The sequence below is a fragment of the Roseateles chitinivorans genome (genome assembly GCF_050632145.1).
In the GTDB taxonomy this organism is placed as follows: Bacteria; Pseudomonadota; Gammaproteobacteria; order Burkholderiales; family Burkholderiaceae_C; genus Roseateles; species Roseateles chitinivorans_B.
Map to the genome: position 1 here is coordinate 192,371 of NZ_CP192577.1, position 19,641 is coordinate 212,011.

Below are 19,641 nucleotides of genomic sequence, written 5' to 3' on the forward strand. Positions count from 1 at the left end.
CCCGGCCCACGGCGCCTCATCCGCCGCACGATCGGATCAGCGCAGCAGCTTCGCCGCAATGCGCAGCGCGATCTCGATCAGCGTGGGCGGCAAGCCTTCCCCCGGCGAGGACCAGCCCGACGAGGCCCAGCCCCGCCCGCCGTCACGATGCCGCTCGCGGCGATCGTTCTCCTCGTCGTAGCGCTTCTCGTACTCGCCCTTCCAGAAGAGGCCGTGCTTGCCGCCGGCCGGGTCGCGGTGCTCGAAGTTGTAGGACGCCAGCCGCTCGCGGCGTTCGCGTTCCATCTGGGCGTCCGCTTCGTGCCCGTCGTGTTCGAGGGCGTCCAGCAGCGGCCCCAGGTCGTCCATCGACGGCGCCACCACCGTGTGGTGGCAACGCCCGCAGCGCGTCTCGCGCGTCGGGTCCATCGGCGCACCGCAACCGCGGCAGGCCCAGCCCACGGGCTTGCCGCCGTTGGGCATCAGCAGTGGTTCCGACGGCGGGCGCCGGCGCAGCGCGTTCGCCAGGCGCGGCATGTCCACCATCAGCAGCGGGCTCTTGCACCACGAGCAGTCCTCGCTCTTGCCGTCCGCCGGACCGCCGCAGTTCAGGCAGGACAGCTGGCGCTTCTCGGCCTGCAGCGCGTAGCGCTCGCCCGGCAGCAGCGGGCGGAGCAGTCCGCGCTCGGCCAGCATGCCGGCCTGGCTGTGCAGATGACCGCCGCAGTGGCCGCATTCCAGGACCGGAAAGCGGCCGAAGCGCGTGAGGTTGCGGACCTCCTTCAAGGTCTTCGCGCACAGCGGGCAGGCGCGTGTGGGCCGATGCGGCCGGTCGCTCCGGCGCAGCCGGTCCAGGTCGCGCAGCAGTTGGATCCAGGCGGCCGTCGACAGCTGCACCGACTCGCGCGCATCGAACCAGACCAGGCCGCAGGGACCGCAGTGATCGATGTCGACCGTCGCCGGCGCGTGGTGGCCGGGCAGGGTCACGTGGCGCATCGTCGCGCGACACTGCGGGCAGTCGATGAACGCCCCCTTGCGCAGCGGCAGTTCGCGGTCCATCGCGATCGGCGGCAGGGCCGGCGGCGCCTCGGGCACGGTGTCGGGAAAATCGGTCGGCGAGGACATGCGCGCTATTCTGGCCTCTGCGCCGTTCGCCCCGATGGGGGTTGCGAGACAGGTCGAAGTCAGCGTGCAGCAGGACACGCCGCCTATAGTCCGGCTTTCGGCAAGCGACGGGTGTCAGCCCCCGGCCCGCGACGACAAGGAACGCCCATGGTCAAGAAGCAACAGAAGACGGCCACGCCCAAGCCGGCGCAAGGCCGCCGCAGGAACGCCGCGCCCGCCTCGCCCCAGGCGGCGGACACGCCGTTCGCGGAGCAGGTCCGGACCTCGGCGCAGCAGATCTGGTCGGCCGGCCTGGCCGCGTTCGCCAAGGCGCAGGACCAGGGCGGCGCGGCCGTCGGCAAGGCCGAGGCGCGTCTCGACAGCGCCGCGCACCGCATGAGCGACCTGGCCGGGGAGGTCGGCGCCCGTGCGGGCCAGCACTGGGACAAGCTGGAGTCGATCTTCGAGGACCGCGTGGCGCGCGCGCTCGCGCGCCTGGGCATGCCGGCGGCGGACGAGGTCGCGCAGTTGAAGGCACGTGTCGACGCCCTGTCCGCGGAGGTGGCGATGCTGCGCGCCGCGCGGCCCGGTGCCGCGTCGGCAATGCCGGCCACGACAGCGCCGACGATGAAGAAACCTGCATCGAAGCAGCCGGCGGCAAAGAAGACGACCGCAACAGGCGCGACGAAAACACCCGTGAAGGCGTCCTCGAAGCAACCCGCGGCCAAGGCCCCCGCGAAGTCCGCGGCGAAGTCCACCAAGACGGCCAAGGCCGCCCGGGGCGGCAAGCGCACCACCTGACCCTCCGCCGCCGCCGGGCGGCGTGCACTGCGTCACGAAACGTATCGCCATCCCCATCGCCCAGGGGGATGGCACCGGTGAGGCGGCCTCGAACAATTCGACACAAGCGCAGACGTTCCTGCGCACCCCTTGTCGAACTCCCGAGCCCGCCCCATGAAGCGCCTGATCACTGCCCTCCTCTTCGCCGCCCCCTGTTCGCCCTGGCGACCCCGGTGAACCTGGTGACCAACGGCAGCTTCGAGACGCCCGCCGTCGGCCCGGGCACCTGGACCATCGTCAACAGCGCGGTCGGCTGGACGGTCGGCCCGAACGGCCTGGAGATCCGCAACAACGTCGCGGGCAGCGCCTTCGCCGGCAGCAACTTCGTCGAACTCGACACCACCGCCAACAGCTGGATCAGCCAGGCGTTGAACACCATCGCCGGCCAGACCTACTCGCTGAGCTTCGCCTACACGAACCGTCCGGACAACCAGGGCGCCGCCAGCAACGGCCTGGCCTGGAGCATCGGCGGCCTGAGCGGCACCGTCGGCGACAACATCGACACGTCCTGGGCCACCTTCTCGACGACCTTCGTCGGCACCGGCAGCCCGATGACCCTGCGCTTCGCCGCGGTCGGTCGCAGCGACGGCTACGGCACCTCGCTGGACAACATCATCGTCAACACCGTCGGTGCAGGCAGCAACGCCGCCGCCGTGCCGGAGCCGGAAAGCCTGGCGCTGATGCTGGCCGGCCTGGGCGCGATGGGCATCGTCCTGCGCCGCCGCAAGACGGCCGGCAAGGCCTGACCCCACCACAAGGCATTTCGAGTCCTCGACGACTCGTTGGGAGCGCCGTGGGTAGAGACCGCGGACGCGCAAGAAGAAAAGGGCACCCCTCGCGGGGTGCCCTTTTCGTTGGTGCCGCCGGCGCGGTGAACCGGCGGCGCGGTGGCGATCAGCCCAGGTAACGCGACTCGAGGTGCCGGCGGAAGTGCGCCGGGTTCAGCGCCTCGCCGCTGGCGCGCTGCACCAGTTCGGGCGTCTCCCAGCGGCTGCCCTGCGACCACACGCGCGCCTTGAGCCAGTCGAAGACCGGCGCAAGTTCGCCGCGCGCGATCTCCGCGTCCAGCGTCGGCCGCTCGCGGCGCATCGTCGCGAACCACTGCGCCGCGTACATCGCGCCCAGCGTGTAGCAGGGGAAGTAGCCGTAGAGCCCGCAGCCCCAGTGCACATCCTGCATGCAGCCGTCCTTGTAGTTGCCGCGCGTGTCCAGGCCCAGCAGCTCCTGCATCTTGGCGTCCCACAGCGCGGGGATGTCCTCGACCTCGATCTCGCCCTCGATCAGCGGGCGTTCGATCTCGTAGCGCAGGATCACGTGCGCCGGGTAGGTCACCTCGTCGGCGTCGACGCGGATGTAGCCCGGTGCGACCCGCGTCATCAGCTTGTGCAGGTTGTCCGCGGCGAATCCGCGCTGCGGGCCGAGGTGGCGTTCCACCAGCGGCTGCAGCAGGCCGGCGAAGCCGGGATGCGAAGCCAGCTGCATCTCGAAGGACAGGCTCTGGCTCTCGTGCAGGCCCATCGACCGCGCGCCCGCCACCGGCAGGCCCAGCCACTCGCGCGGCAGGTTCTGCTCGTAGCGGCCGTGACCGGTCTCGTGGATGGTGCCGGTGAGGCTTTGCAGGAAGCCGTCGTCGCGGTAGCGCGTCGTCATCCGCACGTCCTCCGGCACGCCGCCGCAGAACGGATGGGCGCTTTCGTCGAGGCGGCCCGCCTCGAAGTCGAAGCCCAGCAGCGTCATCGCGTCCAGGCCCAGCGCGCGTTGCGACGCGGCGGGGAACGGCCCCTGCGGGTGGACCACGCGGTCGGTCGACTGACGCGCCATCACCTCGCGGATCAGGCCGGGCAGCCACTGGCGCAGGTCGCCGAAGACCCGGTCGATGTCGGCCGATCGCATGCCGGGTTCGTAGTGGTCGAGCAACGCGTCATAGCGGCTCAGGCCCGAGTCATCGGACAGGCATTGCGCCTCTTCCCGCGCGTAGCGCACGACCGGACGGAGGTTCTCGACATAGCCGGTCCAGTCGTTGGCGGCGCGCTGGTGGCGCCACTCATGCTCGCAATGCGAGTTGGCCAGCGAACGCGCTTCCACGAGCCGCTGCGGCACCGCGTTGGCCGAGCGCCACACGCGGCGCATCTCGCGCAGCGAGGCGCGCTGGAAGTCGTCGAGCGGCTCCTGCGCCGCATCGTCGAGCAGCTGGCGCAGCGCCGGGTCGGTGCCCAGCTGGTGCAGCAGCCCGCCCATCTCGGCGAGCGCCTCGGCGCGCGCCTGCGCGCCTCGCGTCGGCATGAAGGCGGACTGGTCCCACGACGCGATCGACTGCAGGTGGGAAAGACGGTGGATGCGCTGATGGCGCTGGCACAAGGCGTCGTACGCCGGGGTGCTGGGGGTGCTCATGGCGGGGCTCCTTCGAATGCCCCGTGATTGTGCAAGCTCGGGCCATCGTCGCCACCCGTCCCCCCGCAGTGGCGAGTGCCTCCGTGCGCTCACTCGAAGATGGCGACCCCGATGGCGGTCATGAGCAGGTAGCGCAGGAACTTGCCGACCGCCATGTACGCCACGCACGGCCAGAACGGCAGCCGCAGCCATCCGGCCAGGGCGCATAGCGGATCGCCGACGATGGGCAGCCAGCTCATCAGGCAGGTCTTCGCGCCGAAGCGTCGCAGCCAGCCCAGCACGCGCTGGTCGCGCGGCGTGTGGTGCACGGCGGCCTCGTAGGCGCGCTCCGCGCCGTAGCCCATCCACCAGGTGATCGCGCCGCCGATCGTGTTGCCTGCGGTGGCCACGAGGATCGCGGGCCAGAACAGCTCCGGCTTCGCATGCACCAGCAGGAGCACGACCGGCTCCGATCCCATCGGCAGCAGCGTCGCCGAAATCAGCGCGACGACGAACACCGCGCCCAAGCCCACCTGCGGGAGAGATAGGGTCTCCAGCATCAGGTGAATCATCTGTTGCAGCCAAGCTTCCATGCGTGGGATTATCTGAAGACCATGTCCTTGCGCCGCCTCGCCGTTTCGTCGTTCACGTTGATCGGCTTGGCCGTCGCCGGTCCGATGGGGATCGGCCCGGCACCGTTCCACAGTGTCGCGCTCGCGCAGACCGCGGCGCCGCCTTCAGCGCAGGCAAGCGCGGCGCCCGGTCCTCCGGCCGCCGCACCGACGCCGCCGGGTCCGATCGCCGGTTGTCCGATGCTCGTCGCCTCGGGCAACCCGCAGTACCCGCCTTACCTCTGGCGCGATCCGGCGGACGAGCAGAAGCTGCTCGGCGCCAACGCCGACCTGATGCAGTGGCTGGCGGCGGAGATCGGCATCCCGATCGAGACTCGCTACGTCGGTCCCTGGGGCCGCGTGCAGGAGGAGATGCGCGCGGGTCGCATCGACCTGATCGCGGGCGCGTTCTTCACGCTGCCGCGCACCGAGTACATGGACTACTTCCATCCCGCGTTCCGCGAGACGCGCAGCGTCATCTGGACGCGGACCGCGGCGCCGGTGGCCTACAAGCGATGGAGCGACCTGGCGCCCAAGCAGGGCGTGACGGTGATCAACAACAGCTTCGGCGTGGAGTTCGACAACTACGCGCGCCAGTCGCTGAAGATCAGCCAGGTCGCCAGCATCGAGCAGGCGATCCTGATGCTGCAGCGCGGCCGTGCCGACTACCTGATCTACGAGGACACGCCGGCCGAGGCCTACGCCGCGCGCAACGGCGGTCCCGCGATCCAGCCGCTGATGCCGGCGATCGCACGCGAGGGCCTGTACCTGACGCTGGCCCACCGTTCCCGCTGCAACACCCCGGAGCTGAGGGGCCGCATTGCGCGCGCGGTCTACAAGCTGTCGCAGGACCGCGTCATGAACCGCTTCGTCGACCAGGGTTTCGTCCTCTGGCGCAAGCAGCCGTCCCTCTAGAACCCTGCCCCGCAGTCCTCGTTCGGAGCCCACGGGAACCCGGGCGCCCCCGACGATTTGTGGAGCCTGCGACAAGTATGAGGAGGGGGCGCCCGGGTTCCCGTGGGCGATCGGGGGCCCGTGCGATCGAGGGTGCCAACGGCGGTATACTTCTGCCTCTTTTTGTGCAACCGCCTCACTATTCCCGATGTCCACGCCGCTGCCCGGCTCCCTCGTGCTGGGTCCCTACGTCCTGCCGAACCGTCTGTTCGTCGCCCCCATGGCGGGAGTGACCGACCGGCCCTTCCGCGTGCTGTGCAAGAAGCTCGGCGCGGGGTATGCGGTGAGCGAGATGGTGACCTCCCGCAAGGACCTGTGGAACAGCCTGAAGACCTCGCGCCGCGCGAACCATGAGGGCGAGTCCGCGCCGATCTCGGTGCAGATCGCCGGGACCGACGCGCAGATGATGGCCGAGGCCGCCGCGTACAACGTGGATCGCGGCGCGCAGATCATCGACATCAACATGGGTTGCCCGGCCAAGAAGGTCTGCAACAAGTGGGCCGGTTCGGCGCTGATGCAGGATGAGGCGCTGGCGCTGGAGATCGTCGAGGCGGTGGTCGCCGCGTGCGCGCCGCGCGGCGTGCCGGTCACGCTGAAGATGCGCACCGGCTGGTGCCAGGCGGAGAAGAACGCGGTGGCGCTGGCGCGCGCGGCGGAGTCGGCCGGCATCGCGATGGTCACGGTGCACGGTCGCACGCGCGAGCAAGGCTACAGCGGCTGCGCCGAGTACGACACCATCGCCGCGGTGAAGGCCGCGCTGCGCATCCCCGTGGTCGCCAACGGCGACATCGACACGCCGCACAAGGCCCGCGAGGTGCTGGCCGCGACCGGCGCGGACGCGATCATGATCGGCCGCGCGGCGCAGGGCCGGCCGTGGATCTTCGCGGAGATCGCGCACTTCCTGGCCACCGGCGAGGAACTGCCCGCGCCGCGCATCGCCGACGCCAAGGGCTGGCTGATCGAGCACCTGCACGACCACTACGCGCTGTACGGCGAACTCACCGGCATGCGCAGCGCGCGCAAGCACATCGGCTGGGCCGTGCGGGCGCTGCCCGGCGGCGAGGACTTCCGCCGTCGCATGAACACCCTCGAGAGCTGCGACGGCCAGGTCCGCGCGCTGACGGACTGGCTGGACGCGCTGGCGGACGACCATGACCGCCTGCCCTACCTGCCGGCCGACAACGGCCCCCTCGACGACGCAGACGCAGCCGCCGCCGCGAACGACGAACACCAAGACCAAGAAAGAAGGCTGACGGCATGACGCCAAAACCGATCGACTCCTGCATCCGCGAAAACCTGGAGGTCTACTTCAGGGACCTCGGCGGCGAAGTGCCGCACTCGATGCACGAGATGCTGATCCGCCTCGTCGAGAAGCCGCTGCTGGAAGTGGTGATGCAGCACAGCGACGGCAACCAGAGCAAGGCCGCCGAATGGCTGGGCATCAACAGAAACACGCTGCGCCGGAAGCTCGTCGAACACAAGCTGATCTGAGCGCCCGCGCCGAACCGAATCCCCTTTAGAGAGCTCCCATGGCCCAACTCACCGCCCTGATCTCGGTCTCCGACAAGACCGGCATCGTCGATTTCGCCAAGGCGCTGCATGCGCTGGACGTGCGCCTGCTGTCCACCGGCGGCACCGCCAAGCTGCTGGCCGACGCCGGCCTGCCGGTGACCGAAGTCGCCCAGCACACCGGCTTCCCGGAGATGCTGGACGGCCGCGTCAAGACGCTGCATCCGAAGATCCACGGCGGTCTGCTGGCCCGTCGCGACCTGCCCGAGCACGTCGCCGCGATCGAGCAGCACGGGATCGACACGATCGACATCCTGGCGGTCAACCTCTATCCGTTCGAGTCCACCGTCGCCAAGCCCGGCTGCACGCTGGAGGACGCGATCGAGAACATCGACATCGGCGGTCCGGCGATGGTCCGCAGCGCGGCCAAGAACTGGAAGGACGTGACGGTGCTGACCGACGCGTCGCAGTACGCGCTGGTGCTGGAGGAACTGAAGGCCCATGGCAAGACCAGCGACAAGACGCGCTTCGCCGCGTCGGTGGCCGCGTTCAACCGCATCGCCCAGTACGACGCCGCGATCAGCAACTACCTGAGCGCGCGCCTGGAAGACGGCTCGCTGGCCGAGTACCCCGCGCAGATGAACAGCAGCTTCATCAAGGTGCAGGACCTGCGCTACGGCGAGAACTCGCACCAGACCGCCGCGCTCTACCGCGACCTGCATCCGGCGCCCGGCTCGCTGGTGACCGGCAGGCAGCTGCAGGGCAAGGAGCTCAGCTACAACAACATCGCCGACGCGGACGCCGCGTGGGAATGCGTGAAGAGCTTCGAGGTCCCCGCCTGCGTGATCATCAAGCACGCCAACCCCTGCGGCGTGGCCGTCGCGGCGAACGCCGCCGACGCCTACGCGAAGGCCTTCAAGACCGACCCGACCAGCGCCTTCGGCGGCATCATCGCCTTCAACCGCGAGGTCGACCGCGCCGCCGCGGAACTGGTGTCCAAGCAGTTCGTCGAGGTGCTGATGGCGCCGTCCTTCAGCGCCGAGGCGCGCGAGGTCTTCAAGGGCAAGGTCAACGTGCGCCTGCTCGAGATCGCGCTGCCGCCGGGCGGCGCGCGTCCGTGGGACCAGGGCCGCAACGCGCAGGACGTCAAGCGCGTCGGCTCGGGCCTGCTGGTGCAGACCGCCGACAACCACTTCCTGACGAAGGCCGACCTGAAGGTCGTCACCACGCTGCAGCCGACCGCGCAGCAGCTCGACGACCTGATGTTCGCGTGGACCGTCGCGCAGTACGTGAAGAGCAACGCGATCGTCTTCTGCGGCGGCGGCATGACGCTGGGCGTCGGCGCGGGCCAGATGAGCCGCATCGACTCGGCGCGCATCGCCTCGATCAAGGCCGAGAACGCCGGCCTGACGCTGACCGGCTCGGCCGTGGCGAGCGACGCCTTCTTCCCGTTCCGCGACGGCCTGGATGTGCTGGCCGACGCCGGCGCCTCCTGCGTGATCCAGCCGGGCGGCTCGATGCGTGACGAGGAGGTCATCGCCGCGGCCAACGAGCGCGGCATCGCGATGGTGCTGACGGGCGTGCGCCACTTCCGTCATTGATCGTCCCCCACGATCCGCTGCGCCGTCGTGCGCGGTGATCAAGCCCGGCCCTGTGCCGGGCTTTTCTTCTGGTGCCGCCACAAGCTGGTCCTCGTCGGACATGCCTGTGAAGGCCACATCAAATCGAGATCGACTGTTCGCACAAATCGCCCCTCCAGAGGGGGAATGACAGCCCGGCCCTCCGCAGAGGACGTCGTCGTGCGACAACGGAATTCGTACTTTTTTACAAGGGCGTGACGAGTGTCATGGGGCTCCGGGGGCAGGCGTTGATACCTTCTGCCCGCCGCACCGCCAAGGTGCGGTTTCACTCATCAAGAGAAGTATTCAAATGATCAAGATCTCTGTCGTCGCCGCTGCCGTCCTGCTGGCCGCCGGTGCCGCGCAAGCCCAATCGCAAGCCACCAACGCCGTCTACGGTGAACTGGGCTACACCTTCGCCAAGGTCAAGGACGATTTCTACAACGTGTCGTTCAAGCCGGGCGCCATCCGCGGCATCGTCGGCTGGGACCTGCACCCCAACGTCGCCCTCGAAGGCATGCTGGCCGGCGGCGTGTCCGATGACACCTCGCAAGGCGTGAAGACCAAGATCACCCGCAGCGTCGGCTTCTACGTGGTGCCGAAGTACTCGTTCAACCCGCAGTTCGAAGTGTTCGGCCGCCTGGGCTATGCCGACTCCAAGGTCAAGTTCTCGTCGAGCCTGGGTTCGGCCTCGGGCAGCGACAGCAGCTTCTCGTGGGGCCTGGGCGCCAAGTACAACTTCAACAAGCAGGTGTACGGCGCGGTCGACTACATGTCCTACTTCGACAAGGACACGACCACCGTCACCGGCGTGACGCTGAGCGTCGGCTACCGCTTCTGATCGATCGCTCCCGATCGATGCGGGGCGCTCCGGCGCCCTGCTCCGAAAGCCCGGCCCCGGCCGGGCTTTTTCATGGGCGGACGGCGACGCACGCCTAGGCGCGCCTCCCTAGTCCAGGGTCCCCGCGCTTGGCCGGCGGCACGAATGGGCATAGCCTTGGTCCCCACAAGAGCAACAACGGAGACCCCATGGACCAAGCCCTGCATGAGCGCCTGCACCTGATGCTGGAGCAGCAGCGCGCCGCGTTCGACCGCGAGCGGATGCCGACCTACGCGCAACGCAAGGACCGTCTGGCGCGGCTGCTGCGGATGACCGCGGACCACGCGGAGGCGCTCGCCGACGCGATGTCCCGCGACTTCGGCCACCGCTCGCGTCACGAGAGCCTGCTGGCCGATCTCTTCACGGTCCAGTCCGGTGCCCGGCATGCGATGCGGCACCTGAAGCGCTGGATGGCCGTCAAGCGCGCGCCGACCGCCCTGCACTTCCTGCCCGCCGGCAATCGGCTGATGCCGCAGCCGCTCGGCGTGGTCGGCATCGTCTCGCCGTGGAACTATCCGTACTACCTGGCGATGGCGCCGGCACTGGCAGCACTGGCCGCCGGCAATCGCGTGATGATCAAGCCGTCCGAGCTGACGCCGGCCACCTCGGACCTGATGGCCAGACTCGTCGCCCAGCATTTCGCCCCCGACGAGATGACCGTCGTCACCGGCGACGCCGAGGTCGGCAAGGCCTTCACGCAACTGCCGTTCGATCATCTGTTCTTCACCGGCTCGACGCCGGTGGGTCGCCTGGTGGCGCAAGCCGCCGCGCAACACCTGACCCCGGTCACGCTGGAACTCGGCGGGAAATCCCCGGCCATCGTCGACCGCAGCGCCGACCTCGCCCGCACCGCCGAACGCATCGCCTTCGGCAAGCTGCTCAACGCCGGTCAGACCTGCGTCGCGCCGGACTACGTGCTCGCGCCACAGGAACTCGTGCAACCGCTGACCGAGGCGATCGTCGCCGCCGTGCGCCGGCTGTATCCACGCATCGAAGGCAATCCGGACTACACCGCCATCGTCAGTCCGCGCCATCACGCGCGCCTGCGGGGCCTGCTCGATGACGCGCGCGCCCGCGGCGCGACGCTGCGTCCGACGCACGACGACGCGCCCGGGGACCGCCGCCTCGTCCCGACCCTGGTGCTCGACACCTCGCCGGAGATGGCCGTGATGCGCGAGGAGATCTTCGGTCCGCTGCTGCCCATCGTGCCGTACGGCCATCCGTCCGAGGCGATCGCGCGCGTCAACGCCGGCGACCGGCCGCTGGCGCTGTACTGGTTCGGTGAGGACCGGGCCGCGCGCGACGACGTGCTGGCCCGCACGCACGCGGGTGGCGTCACGGTCAACGACTGCATCTGGCACCTCGGCCAGGAGGAGCAGCCCTTCGGCGGTGTCGGCGCCAGCGGCATGGGGTCGTACCACGGCGTCTGGGGCTTCAATACCTTCAGCAAGCTCAAGCCGGTGTTCCTGCAGTCGCGCTTCGCCGGCACGAAGCTGTTCCATCCGCCGTACGGCGCGACCTTCGACCGTCTGCTCGGCCTGCTGAAGAAGATCGCATGAGCACCGCGAACGGGTTCGAGGCCGACGTCGTGATCGTCGGCGGCGGCTCCGCGGGCGCGGTGCTGGCGAGCCGGCTCAGCGAGGACCCGACCTGCCGCGTGCTGCTGATCGAGGCTGGCGGTCGCGGCGACGGCTGGGTCACGACGACGCCCTTCGCCGGCGCGCTGCAGGTCGCCGCGAAGATCAACAACTGGGGCTTCGAGACCGAGCCGCAGCCCGGCCTGAACGGCCGTCGCGGCTACCAGCCGCGCGGCAAGGCGCTGGGCGGCTCATCGGCGATCAACGCGATGGTCTACACGCGCGGTCATCGGAGCGACTACGACACCTGGGCCGCGGCCGGCAACGTCGGCTGGAGTTACGACGACCTGCTGCCCTTCTTCATCAAGGCGGAACGCAACGAGCGCCTTGGCGCGCCCTGGCACGGAACGGACGGCCCGCTGCGCGTCGGCGACCTGCGCACCGACTCGCCGATCCACGACGCCTGGCGGGCGGCGGCGCGCGAGGCGGGCCATGCGGTCCTCGACGATTTCAATGGCGCGGACATGGCTGGCCTGGGCGTCTACCAGGTCACGCAGCACCAGGGCGAGCGATGGAGCGTCGCTCGCGGTTATCTGGAGCCGCACCTCGGTCGACGCGCGAACCTGCGCGTGGAGACCGGTGTGCGGGCCTTGTCGCTGGTGCTGGAGGGGCGACGCGCCGTCGGCGTCGAAGTGCTGCAAGGCGGTCATCGCCGCACGCTTCGGGCAGCGCGCGAACTCATCGTCTGCGCGGGCGCGCTGCAGTCACCGCAGTTGCTGATGCTGTCGGGCATCGGGGACGGCGCGCAGTTGCAGTCGCAGGGCATCACGGTCCGGCACCACCTGCCCGGCGTCGGCCGCAACCTCCACGACCATCCGGACTTCGTCTTCGGCTACGAGTCGGATTGCCTCGATCTCGCGGGGATCTCCGCGCGCGGCAGTGCCCGCTTCATTGGGCAGGTGCAACGCTATCGGCGCGAACGACGCGGGCTCGTCACCAGCAACTTCGCCGAATGCGGCGGATTCCTGTCGACACGCCCTGGCCTGCCCGCGCCGAACGTGCAGCTGCACCTGGTCGTCGCGCTCGTCGAGGACCACGCGCGCAAGTTGCGGCTGGGCCATGGCCTCTCCTGCCACGTGTGCCTGCTGCGACCGCGCAGTCGCGGCACGCTGACGCTCGCCAGCGCCGATCCGCTGGCCGCGCCGCGCATCGACCCCGCCTTCCTGCAGGATCCCGAGGATGTGCGCGAACTCGTCGAAGGCTACAAGCTGACGCGGGACCTGATGCGAGCGTCAGCGATGAAGACGTTCTGGCGCAAGGAGCTCTGGAGCGCGGATGTCGACGCGGACGTCGACATCGAGGCGCTGCTGCGTCGTCGCGTCGACACGGTCTATCACCCGGTCGGCACCTGCCGCATGGGTAGCGATGACCAGGCCGTTGTCGACAACCACCTGCGCGTGCGCGGCATCGAGGGGCTGCGGGTGGTGGACGCGTCCATCATGCCGAGCGTCGTCAGCGGCAACACGAATGCGCCGGTCGTCGCCATCGCAGAGAAGGCATCGGATCTGATCCGCAAAGCCTCAATCGCTGAATGAAGAATGCCCCACGCGAGGCGGGGCATTCGTTTCAGCAGGTCGTGCAGGAACCTGAGTCGCGATGCCGGCTGTCAGACGCCAGCCGGTGGTGGAATGTCAGACCAGAGGGCAAAGTTCCTGTCAACACTCTGATTGCCCACAGCGTCGACCTGATGGACCTGCACCGTGTGCGACTCCGTCGACGCCGACGTGTTCACGAAGGCACTCCCTGCGATTTGGCTGCCACTCCCCTGGATCCAGTCCCCTTTCTTGTCGACCCGGTACCACCACGTCGCACCCCATTCAAGGTCGAGCACATCGACGTGGTCCGACAAGTCGTTGATCCGCCCATCGCTCAAATAAAGCGTCGGCGCATCAGGCGAGGTGACATCCACGGTGAAAGACGCCACGGCAGACCGACTGACATTCCCGGCGGCGTCAGTGACGTACGACTCGACGGAGTGAGTACCCTCGCCGTACTGGAAGCCCTGGAACTGGTCGTGTCCGGGCGTACCGCCGGGCTGGATGACCCGGCCATCGAGTTTGACCGTGAGTTGGGCGCCCGGTTCGACATGTCCGATCTGGACATAGCCGCTGGCATTCATGAGCCATTTCCCGGTGGATGAAGTCAGGGTCGGCGTGTCGGGCGCGGTGGCATCCAGGTCCACCAGCGTCGTCGTCGCCTCGCCGGCGTTGCCCGCCGCGTCGATCTGCCGGATCTGGACGCTGTTCTCACCTTCGTCCAGCACCCGCGACGACAGCTGATGTCCGCCGCCGTGACGCCAGTGGTCGTCGCCGTTGACCTTGTACTCCCAGCTGGCGTCCTGCTCCAGGTTGTCGATCGACACGTAGCCCGTGGCGTTGATCAGATGGTTCAGCGCCATCGCGCCGTCTTGCGTTCGCGCCGCTGACATCACGGCATCGGGTGGCGTGGAATCCAGCGTCACGGCCAGCGAATCGACCTCGCTCACATTGCCGGCCACATCGCTCTGGCGCACATCCACCGTCTGGCCGCCTTCGTGCAATGCGGCGGCCCCCAGCGTGGCGCCATGGCCCACGAGCCAGTCGCCGCCGTCGATCCGGTACTCCCAGGTCGCGGCGTCTTCCAGGCGATGGACCAGCAGGCTGCCTTGCGCATTGATCAGCGGCAGGCCGTTGCTGGTCACCAGATCGGGCCGGTCCGGCGCGATGCTGTCACGCGTGACGGTGATCAGGGTCGCGGCACTCTCGTGGCCGGTACTGTCGGTCTGCATCAGCGTCACGTCGTTGCGACCTTCAAGCAGATGGTTCGCCGACAGTTGCGAACCATCGCCCACATGCCAGTCGTTCTCGCCGTTGATGCGGTACTTCCAGGTCGCACCGGCCTCGATGTTGTCGAGCACGATGGCCCCCTGCAGGGACACGAGGTTGCCGTGCCCGCCCTCCACGTGCGCCTGCAACGGATCGGGCGCCTCGAGGTCCTGCCGGACCGTCAACGTCGCCGCGGCGCCGACGTTGCCTGCGGCATCGACCTGCACGACGTCGACATGGTTCTCTCCCGCCGCCAGTGCGTCCGCCGGGATGCGGCCGTCGTGGCCTTCGATCCAGTCGCCCTGCCCGTTCACGCGGAACCTCCAGCTCGCGCCGCCTTCGATGCCGGAGACATTGATGAAATCGTGCGCGTTCAGCAGGTCGGTGCCGTTGCTGGTCTGCAGCAGCGGTGCCGCCGGCGGCGTCAGGTCCAGCGTCACGGTCAGGCTGGTCAGCGGTCCGTGCTCACCGCCGGCGTCGACCTGGTAGGCCTCGACCCTGTTCTGGCCCGCGACGAGCGCGCCGGCCGGCACCTGGCCATCCTTGCCCTCCACCCAGTCGGTCGCCCCGTTCACGCGGTAGAACCAGGTCGCCCCCGTCGTCAGGCCGGAGACCAGGACCGTCCCGTCGTTGGTCAGGCCGTCGGAGGCCGAGCTGCCGTTGTCATGCGCCAGCGTCAGCGTCGGCGCGAGCACCTCGTCGTGGACCCGGACCGCCAGCGTGGCGACGTCGCCGCGGCGCCCCTGGTCGTCGAGTTGCGCGACCATCACGGCGTGAACGCCGCGGCTGAGGGTGTCCGCGTCGATGCGGCTGCCCTGCCCGGCGTGCCAGGTGTCGTCGCCGTCCAGGCGATACACCCAGGACGCCCCCGGGGCTGCGAGCGCGACGTCCACGTGGCCGGCGCCGTCGATCGTGTCCTTGCCCGAACTGGTGGACAGATGCGGCGCGGCGGGGAGCACGGGCGCCGGTGGCGCTGGCGGTGGAGGGGGCGCGGCCGCCGAGGCGTGGCTGTCGCTCCCCCGGCTGCTGGCCGCGGCCCCGCCGGCCAGCAGGATGCCGGAACCGGCGATCATCCACGGCCACACCGCGGACTGGTTGCAGTCCTCCTCCGTGCCGTCGCGGCGGATCTGCCGGCATTCCGGCTGTTCAGCCTGCTCGAATGCCGGTTCGGCGCCGCGTTCGCCGGCCGACGCCGCACCCGCCGGCTGATTGCCATCCTCAACGCTGGCCGCCGATGCCATCGGGTCTTCGGCCGTCACGGGTGCCTGTACCAGGTCCGCGTCGTTGGCATCCTCGACTGGCACCGCCGTCGCGGACTCATCGGTGTGTCGGGGCTTGGCCACGCGCGTGTTCGAAGGCGCGGGCACGGCGACGGCGGGGCCCTCTGCGGAGCGCATCGGCAACGAGGGCTGATCGGAATTGGCGGTGTTCATGGAAGTAGGGAATGGCTGGAGGAAAGCAGTGCTCGCAGTGTCCTGGGAGGACCCGGTGGCGCGCGATGACACATAGCGGTCAAAAGCACCGCCCTCACTGACCCATTTGTCGACTCGGCCCGTCAATGCCGTAGTCCGGGATAATCCATCCCATGGTCCTTGCCGAAATCACCGGCCTGTTCCTGTCCTGGCTCGCGCGCCTGATCACCGGCGCGCAGGGACACTGGAAAGGCTGTCCCCCGACGTCCGAACAACGCATCTACTTCGCCAACCATCAGAGCCACTTCGACTGGGTCCTGATCTGGGCGTCGCTGCCCGGCGAACTGCGCGCGCGCACCCGCCCCATCGCCGCGCGCGACTACTGGACGAGCTCCGCGCTCAAGACCTGGATCACGACGGCCGTGTTCAACGCGGTCTACGTCAGCCGCACGCGCGCGACGCCCGACGAGGATCCGCTCGAGCCGCTGGTCGACACGCTGCAGGGCGGCGACTCGCTGGTCATCTTCCCGGAGGGCACGCGCTCCAACAAGGGCGCGCCGCAGGCCTTCAAGGCCGGCCTCTACCACCTGTCCGAGCAGTTCCCCGACGTGCAACTCATCCCCACCTGGATCGACAACGTCCAGCGCGTCATGCCCAAGGGCGAGGTCGTGCCGGTGCCCATCCTGTGCACGGTCACCTTCGGCGCGCCGATCCGGATCGAGCCCGGCGAGGACAAGCGCGCCTTCCTGGAACGCGCCCGCGCCGCGGTGATGGCGCTGCGACCCGGAGGGTGGAAGGAATGAGGTGGCTCAAATCCTTGAACAGCGGCGAGCAGGTGGCCTTCCTGTTCGTCGTGCTGTTCGGCGCCTTGCTGCTGGTGAGCATCGGCTCGGTGCTGTGGTCGCTGCGCGAGCGCCCCGACCACGAGCAGGAAGCCTGGCAGGCGCGCTGGGCGCGCTTCCGCCACGAACTCAACATGGTCTGGGTCGGCGCCTGCCTGTTCTGGGCCGCATGGGTCTCGGGACCGGTCGGCGCGACGCTGCTGTTCGCCGTGTTCTCGTTCCTGGCCTTCCGCGAGTTCATCACGCTGCTGCACACCCGCCGCGCCGACCATCGCGGGCTGATCATGGCCTTCTTCGTGATCCTGCCGCTGCAGTACGTGCTGGTGGGCACGCGCCACTTCGACCTGTTCTCGGTGCTGATCCCCGTCTACGGCTTCCTCGCGATCCCGGTGGCCAGCGCGCTGGCCGACGATCCGGGGCGTTTCCTGGAGCGCAACTCGAAGATCCAGTGGGGCATCATGGTCTGCGTCTACGGCCTGTCGCACGCGCCGGCGCTGCTGCTGCTGGAGTTCCCGAAGTACGAGGGACGCGGCGCCTTCCTGCTGTTCTTCCTGGTGGCCGTGGTGGCCTGCGGACAGATCGCGCAGGCGCTGGCGACCAGCCGCTTCCGCGCCAAGCCGGTGGCGCGCCGCATCAGCCGCTCGTTCACGATGAAGGCCTGGTGGATCGGCGCGTTCACGGCGGCGCTCGTGGGCGCACTGCTGTACTGGATCACGCCGTTCAAGGCGGGTCAGGCGGCGATCGCCGCATTCGTCGCGGCGGGCTGCGGCAGCTTCGGCGTGTTCGTGATGCAGGCGCTCAAGCGGGACGCGGGCATCAACGCCTGGGGCAACCGCAGCGCCATCACCGGCGCGGTCGGACTGCTGGACCGCATCGCGGTGATGTGCTTCGCGGCGCCCGTGTTCTTCCATTCGGTGCGGTGGTACTTCCGCGCCGGCACCTGAACCCGGAAGGAGGCGACGGCATGCGCATCCTCGGCATCGACCCCGGCCTGCAGACGACCGGCTTCGGCGTCATCGACGCCGACGGGCCGCGGCTGTCCTACGTCGCCAGCGGCACGATCAAGACCAACGCCCTGCCGACCGGCGATCTGCCGGGCCGGCTGAAAATCCTCTTCGACGGCATCCGCGAGGTGGTGTCGCGCTACCAGCCGACCTGCGCGGCAGTGGAGATCATCTTCGTCAACGTGAACCCGCAGTCGACGCTGCTGCTGGGGCAGGCGCGCGGCGCGGCGCTGACGGCACTGGTGTCCTGCGACCTGCATGTGTCGGAGTACACCGCGGTGCAGATGAAGAAGGCCATCACCGGGCATGGCGGCGCAGCCAAGGCGCAGGTGCAGGCGATGGTGGCGCGGCTGCTGAAGCTGCCCGGAGAACCCGGCAAGGACGCAGCCGACGCGCTCGGCATCGCGATCATGGACGCGCATGCGCGCGTGTCCTTCGAGGCGATGGGCAAGCAGACGACGCTGCAGCGGCGCCAGCACGCGCAGTTCAAGGGGTCGCGGACCTACTGAGCCCCAGGATCGCCGGGCCTGATCGAGGCCGCGCGACAGGCTTCAGGGCTCGTCCTGCCAGTAGTCCAGGTCGCCCTCGCCGACCTTGCGGATGGCCTCGAACGGGCGTTCCGCCTTGTCGGGACCGTGCTCGGCCATGAACTTGTTCGAGTCCGGATAGACGCAGATCTCCGGCTGCTCCATCGTGCTGACGGACAGGTAGCGGATCGGCGCGTCCGAGGTGTTGATGATGTGATGCGGGTACTCGGGTCCCGCGGGGATGAAGACCACGTCGCCGGCCTTGATCGGCAGGCGCTCGCCGGCGACGCGCAGCGTGCCGGAGCCCTCGAGGATGATGAACATCTCCTCCTGCGCGTAATGCAGATGGTACGGGCAGGTGGTCTTGCCGGGTTCGACGATGTCGTACGACGCGCCGAGCTTGCGCGCGGCGGTCCCGCGCGCCAGGCGCGCGAAGCGGGACTCGTACAGCGGCTCCCGCTTGAACGAGGTCAGCTCGGCTTCATGGAAGTTGCGGATCAGCTGGGCGGCAAGCGCCTGGGCGCGGTCGGTCATGCTGGGGTCTCCTGGCGGTTCTCGACGAGCCACGGTACCCGCGCCCGCGGGGACTGACCAGTCCCGTCCGTCATGCGATCACACCGTCGTCGTCGCACCCGCGCCATACCGGTTCGGCTGGCTCGGCTGGACGAGCCAGTAGATCATCACGATCCAGCCGATCAGCGGGATGAACCACACAAGCTGCCACCAGCCGCTGCGGTCGATGTCGTGCAGACGGCGCGCGTTGACGGCGATGTTCGGCAACAACGTGAGCAAGGTGAAGACCAAGCTCAGCTTGTCCGAGAACACGCCCAGGATCGCCGACCCCAGCGCCAGGAAGAGAAAGAACCACCAGAACTCGGGCCGGCTCGCGGTGCCGGTGAAGTCCGCGTACTTGCGCAGGCAGGTCTGGATCGAATCGCTGAAATTCATGGCACGCCCTCTTCCTCGTGTGAACATGGACACCCCGGATCCGGGGACCGTCGGATCCTAGGGACACGCCTCGGATGTGGCGATCCCTCGGAGGGTGGACAAACGGACTCATGGAATAAGTGGCCCGGCCCCGGTGTTCATGCAATACCCCCACCTGAACTTCAACCCAGGAGACTCCGCATGACGAAGACCTTCCAACTGACCGCCGCCGCCTTCCTGATGGCCGCCGCCGGCCTCGCCGCCGCGCAGACGGCCCCCGCGACCGCCAAGGGCGACGCGCTGGTCGGCCCGAACGACATGACGCTCTACACCTTCGACAAGGACACCGCCGGCAACGGCAAGAGCGTGTGCAACGGCGGCTGCGCGACCAACTGGCCGCCGCTGATGGCCCGCGCCGAGGACAAGGTCTCCGGCGACTGGTCCATCATCACCCGCGACGACGGTTCCAAGCAGTGGGCCTACAAGGGCAAGCCGCTGTACTTCTGGGCCAAGGACGCCAAGCCCGGCGACAAGACGGGCGACGGCATCAACCAGGTCTGGCACACGGCCAAGCCGTAAAGCCGTAACGCCGTAGAGGCAGAGCTCCCGCAGACCGACTCGC

19 protein-coding genes are annotated in these 19,641 nt (G+C 69.0%); 13 read left to right on the top strand and 6 right to left on the bottom strand.

The window, feature by feature from the left end:
• Window positions 1-36: 36 nt before the first annotated feature.
• Window positions 37-1,104, bottom strand: coding sequence for a zf-TFIIB domain-containing protein (locus tag ACQ86G_RS00945; protein WP_431258902.1), 1,068 nt, complete (start codon window positions 1,102-1,104; stop codon window positions 37-39).
• A gap of 147 nt (window positions 1,105-1,251) precedes the next feature.
• Here ACQ86G_RS00945 and ACQ86G_RS00950 point away from each other — a divergent pair, with 147 nt between their 5' ends.
• Complete coding sequence (locus ACQ86G_RS00950) at window positions 1,252-1,884, top strand: phasin family protein (RefSeq protein WP_431258903.1); 633 nt, start codon at window positions 1,252-1,254, stop codon at window positions 1,882-1,884.
• 212 nt (window positions 1,885-2,096) lie between these two features.
• Window positions 2,097-2,669, top strand: coding sequence for a PEP-CTERM sorting domain-containing protein (locus ACQ86G_RS00955; RefSeq protein ID WP_431258904.1), 573 nt, complete (start codon window positions 2,097-2,099; stop codon window positions 2,667-2,669).
• Between the two features lie 148 nt (window positions 2,670-2,817).
• Here the strand turns inward: ACQ86G_RS00955 and ACQ86G_RS00960 are convergent, their stop codons facing one another.
• Both ACQ86G_RS00960 and ACQ86G_RS00965 read right to left on the bottom strand, forming a co-directional pair.
• Complete coding sequence (locus ACQ86G_RS00960; RefSeq protein WP_431258905.1) at window positions 2,818-4,314, bottom strand: carboxypeptidase M32; 1,497 nt, start codon at window positions 4,312-4,314, stop codon at window positions 2,818-2,820.
• An 89-nt stretch (window positions 4,315-4,403) separates the two neighbouring features.
• The gene (locus ACQ86G_RS00965) at window positions 4,404-4,886 is read right to left on the bottom strand and encodes a YqaA family protein (RefSeq protein WP_431048371.1); all 483 of its coding nucleotides are present in this window, start codon (window positions 4,884-4,886) and stop codon (window positions 4,404-4,406) included.
• A 21-nt stretch (window positions 4,887-4,907) separates the two neighbouring features.
• Between ACQ86G_RS00965 and ACQ86G_RS00970 the strand changes: the two genes are divergently transcribed.
• From ACQ86G_RS00970 to ACQ86G_RS01000, 7 genes are all read left to right on the top strand, one after another.
• Window positions 4,908-5,819: a substrate-binding periplasmic protein gene (locus tag ACQ86G_RS00970; RefSeq protein ID WP_431258906.1), complete on the top strand. Its 912-nt coding sequence runs from the start codon at window positions 4,908-4,910 to the stop codon at window positions 5,817-5,819.
• A 187-nt stretch (window positions 5,820-6,006) separates the two neighbouring features.
• Entirely contained in the window at window positions 6,007-7,119 is a 1,113-nt protein-coding gene (dusB, locus tag ACQ86G_RS00975; protein ID WP_431258907.1) for a tRNA dihydrouridine synthase DusB, read from the top strand.
• Window positions 7,116-7,349, top strand: a complete 234-nt coding sequence (locus tag ACQ86G_RS00980) for a helix-turn-helix domain-containing protein (protein WP_088406111.1) — start codon at window positions 7,116-7,118, stop codon at window positions 7,347-7,349. The genes dusB and ACQ86G_RS00980 overlap by 4 nt, the downstream gene beginning before the upstream one ends.
• A 38-nt stretch (window positions 7,350-7,387) precedes the next feature.
• The gene (gene purH / locus ACQ86G_RS00985) at window positions 7,388-8,968 is read left to right on the top strand and encodes a bifunctional phosphoribosylaminoimidazolecarboxamide formyltransferase/IMP cyclohydrolase (RefSeq protein ID WP_431258908.1); all 1,581 of its coding nucleotides are present in this window, start codon (window positions 7,388-7,390) and stop codon (window positions 8,966-8,968) included.
• 328 nt (window positions 8,969-9,296) lie between these two features.
• Window positions 9,297-9,827 (top strand): outer membrane beta-barrel protein, encoded by a 531-nt coding sequence (locus ACQ86G_RS00990; protein WP_431258909.1) that lies wholly within the window; start codon window positions 9,297-9,299, stop codon window positions 9,825-9,827.
• A gap of 188 nt (window positions 9,828-10,015) precedes the next feature.
• Window positions 10,016-11,425 (top strand): coniferyl aldehyde dehydrogenase, encoded by a 1,410-nt coding sequence (locus ACQ86G_RS00995; protein ID WP_431258910.1) that lies wholly within the window; start codon window positions 10,016-10,018, stop codon window positions 11,423-11,425.
• Window positions 11,422-13,038 (top strand): GMC family oxidoreductase, encoded by a 1,617-nt coding sequence (locus ACQ86G_RS01000; protein WP_431258911.1) that lies wholly within the window; start codon window positions 11,422-11,424, stop codon window positions 13,036-13,038. Before ACQ86G_RS00995 ends, ACQ86G_RS01000 begins: the two co-directional genes overlap by 4 nt.
• Window positions 13,039-13,109: 71 nt before the next feature.
• On the opposite strand, the gene ACQ86G_RS01005 is transcribed toward ACQ86G_RS01000, so the two are convergent.
• Window positions 13,110-15,866: a hypothetical protein gene (locus ACQ86G_RS01005; RefSeq protein WP_431258912.1), complete on the bottom strand. Its 2,757-nt coding sequence runs from the start codon at window positions 15,864-15,866 to the stop codon at window positions 13,110-13,112.
• 26 nt (window positions 15,867-15,892) lie between these two features.
• Between ACQ86G_RS01005 and ACQ86G_RS01010 the strand changes: the two genes are divergently transcribed.
• Genes ACQ86G_RS01010 through ruvC form a run of 3 tightly spaced genes read left to right on the top strand, consistent with a single transcriptional unit; the run spans window position 15,893 to window position 18,074 of the window.
• Window positions 15,893-16,522: a lysophospholipid acyltransferase family protein gene (locus ACQ86G_RS01010; protein ID WP_431258913.1), complete on the top strand. Its 630-nt coding sequence runs from the start codon at window positions 15,893-15,895 to the stop codon at window positions 16,520-16,522.
• A complete protein-coding gene (locus ACQ86G_RS01015; protein ID WP_431258914.1) occupies window positions 16,519-17,505 on the top strand; it encodes a phosphatidate cytidylyltransferase in 987 nt (328 codons plus the stop codon). Before ACQ86G_RS01010 ends, ACQ86G_RS01015 begins: the two co-directional genes overlap by 4 nt.
• Before the next feature lie 20 nt (window positions 17,506-17,525).
• Window positions 17,526-18,074, top strand: coding sequence for a crossover junction endodeoxyribonuclease RuvC (ruvC, locus tag ACQ86G_RS01020; RefSeq protein WP_088406119.1), 549 nt, complete (start codon window positions 17,526-17,528; stop codon window positions 18,072-18,074).
• Between the two features lie 42 nt (window positions 18,075-18,116).
• On the opposite strand, the gene ACQ86G_RS01025 is transcribed toward ruvC, so the two are convergent.
• The gene (locus ACQ86G_RS01025) at window positions 18,117-18,626 is read right to left on the bottom strand and encodes a cupin domain-containing protein (protein ID WP_431258915.1); all 510 of its coding nucleotides are present in this window, start codon (window positions 18,624-18,626) and stop codon (window positions 18,117-18,119) included.
• A gap of 78 nt (window positions 18,627-18,704) precedes the next feature.
• The gene (locus ACQ86G_RS01030; protein ID WP_431258916.1) at window positions 18,705-19,040 is read right to left on the bottom strand and encodes a DUF805 domain-containing protein; all 336 of its coding nucleotides are present in this window, start codon (window positions 19,038-19,040) and stop codon (window positions 18,705-18,707) included.
• A 180-nt stretch (window positions 19,041-19,220) separates the two neighbouring features.
• On the opposite strand from ACQ86G_RS01030, the gene ACQ86G_RS01035 reads away from it, so the two are divergent.
• Window positions 19,221-19,598: a COG4315 family predicted lipoprotein gene (locus tag ACQ86G_RS01035; RefSeq protein WP_431258917.1), complete on the top strand. Its 378-nt coding sequence runs from the start codon at window positions 19,221-19,223 to the stop codon at window positions 19,596-19,598.
• The last annotated feature ends 43 nt before the right edge of the window (window positions 19,599-19,641 follow it).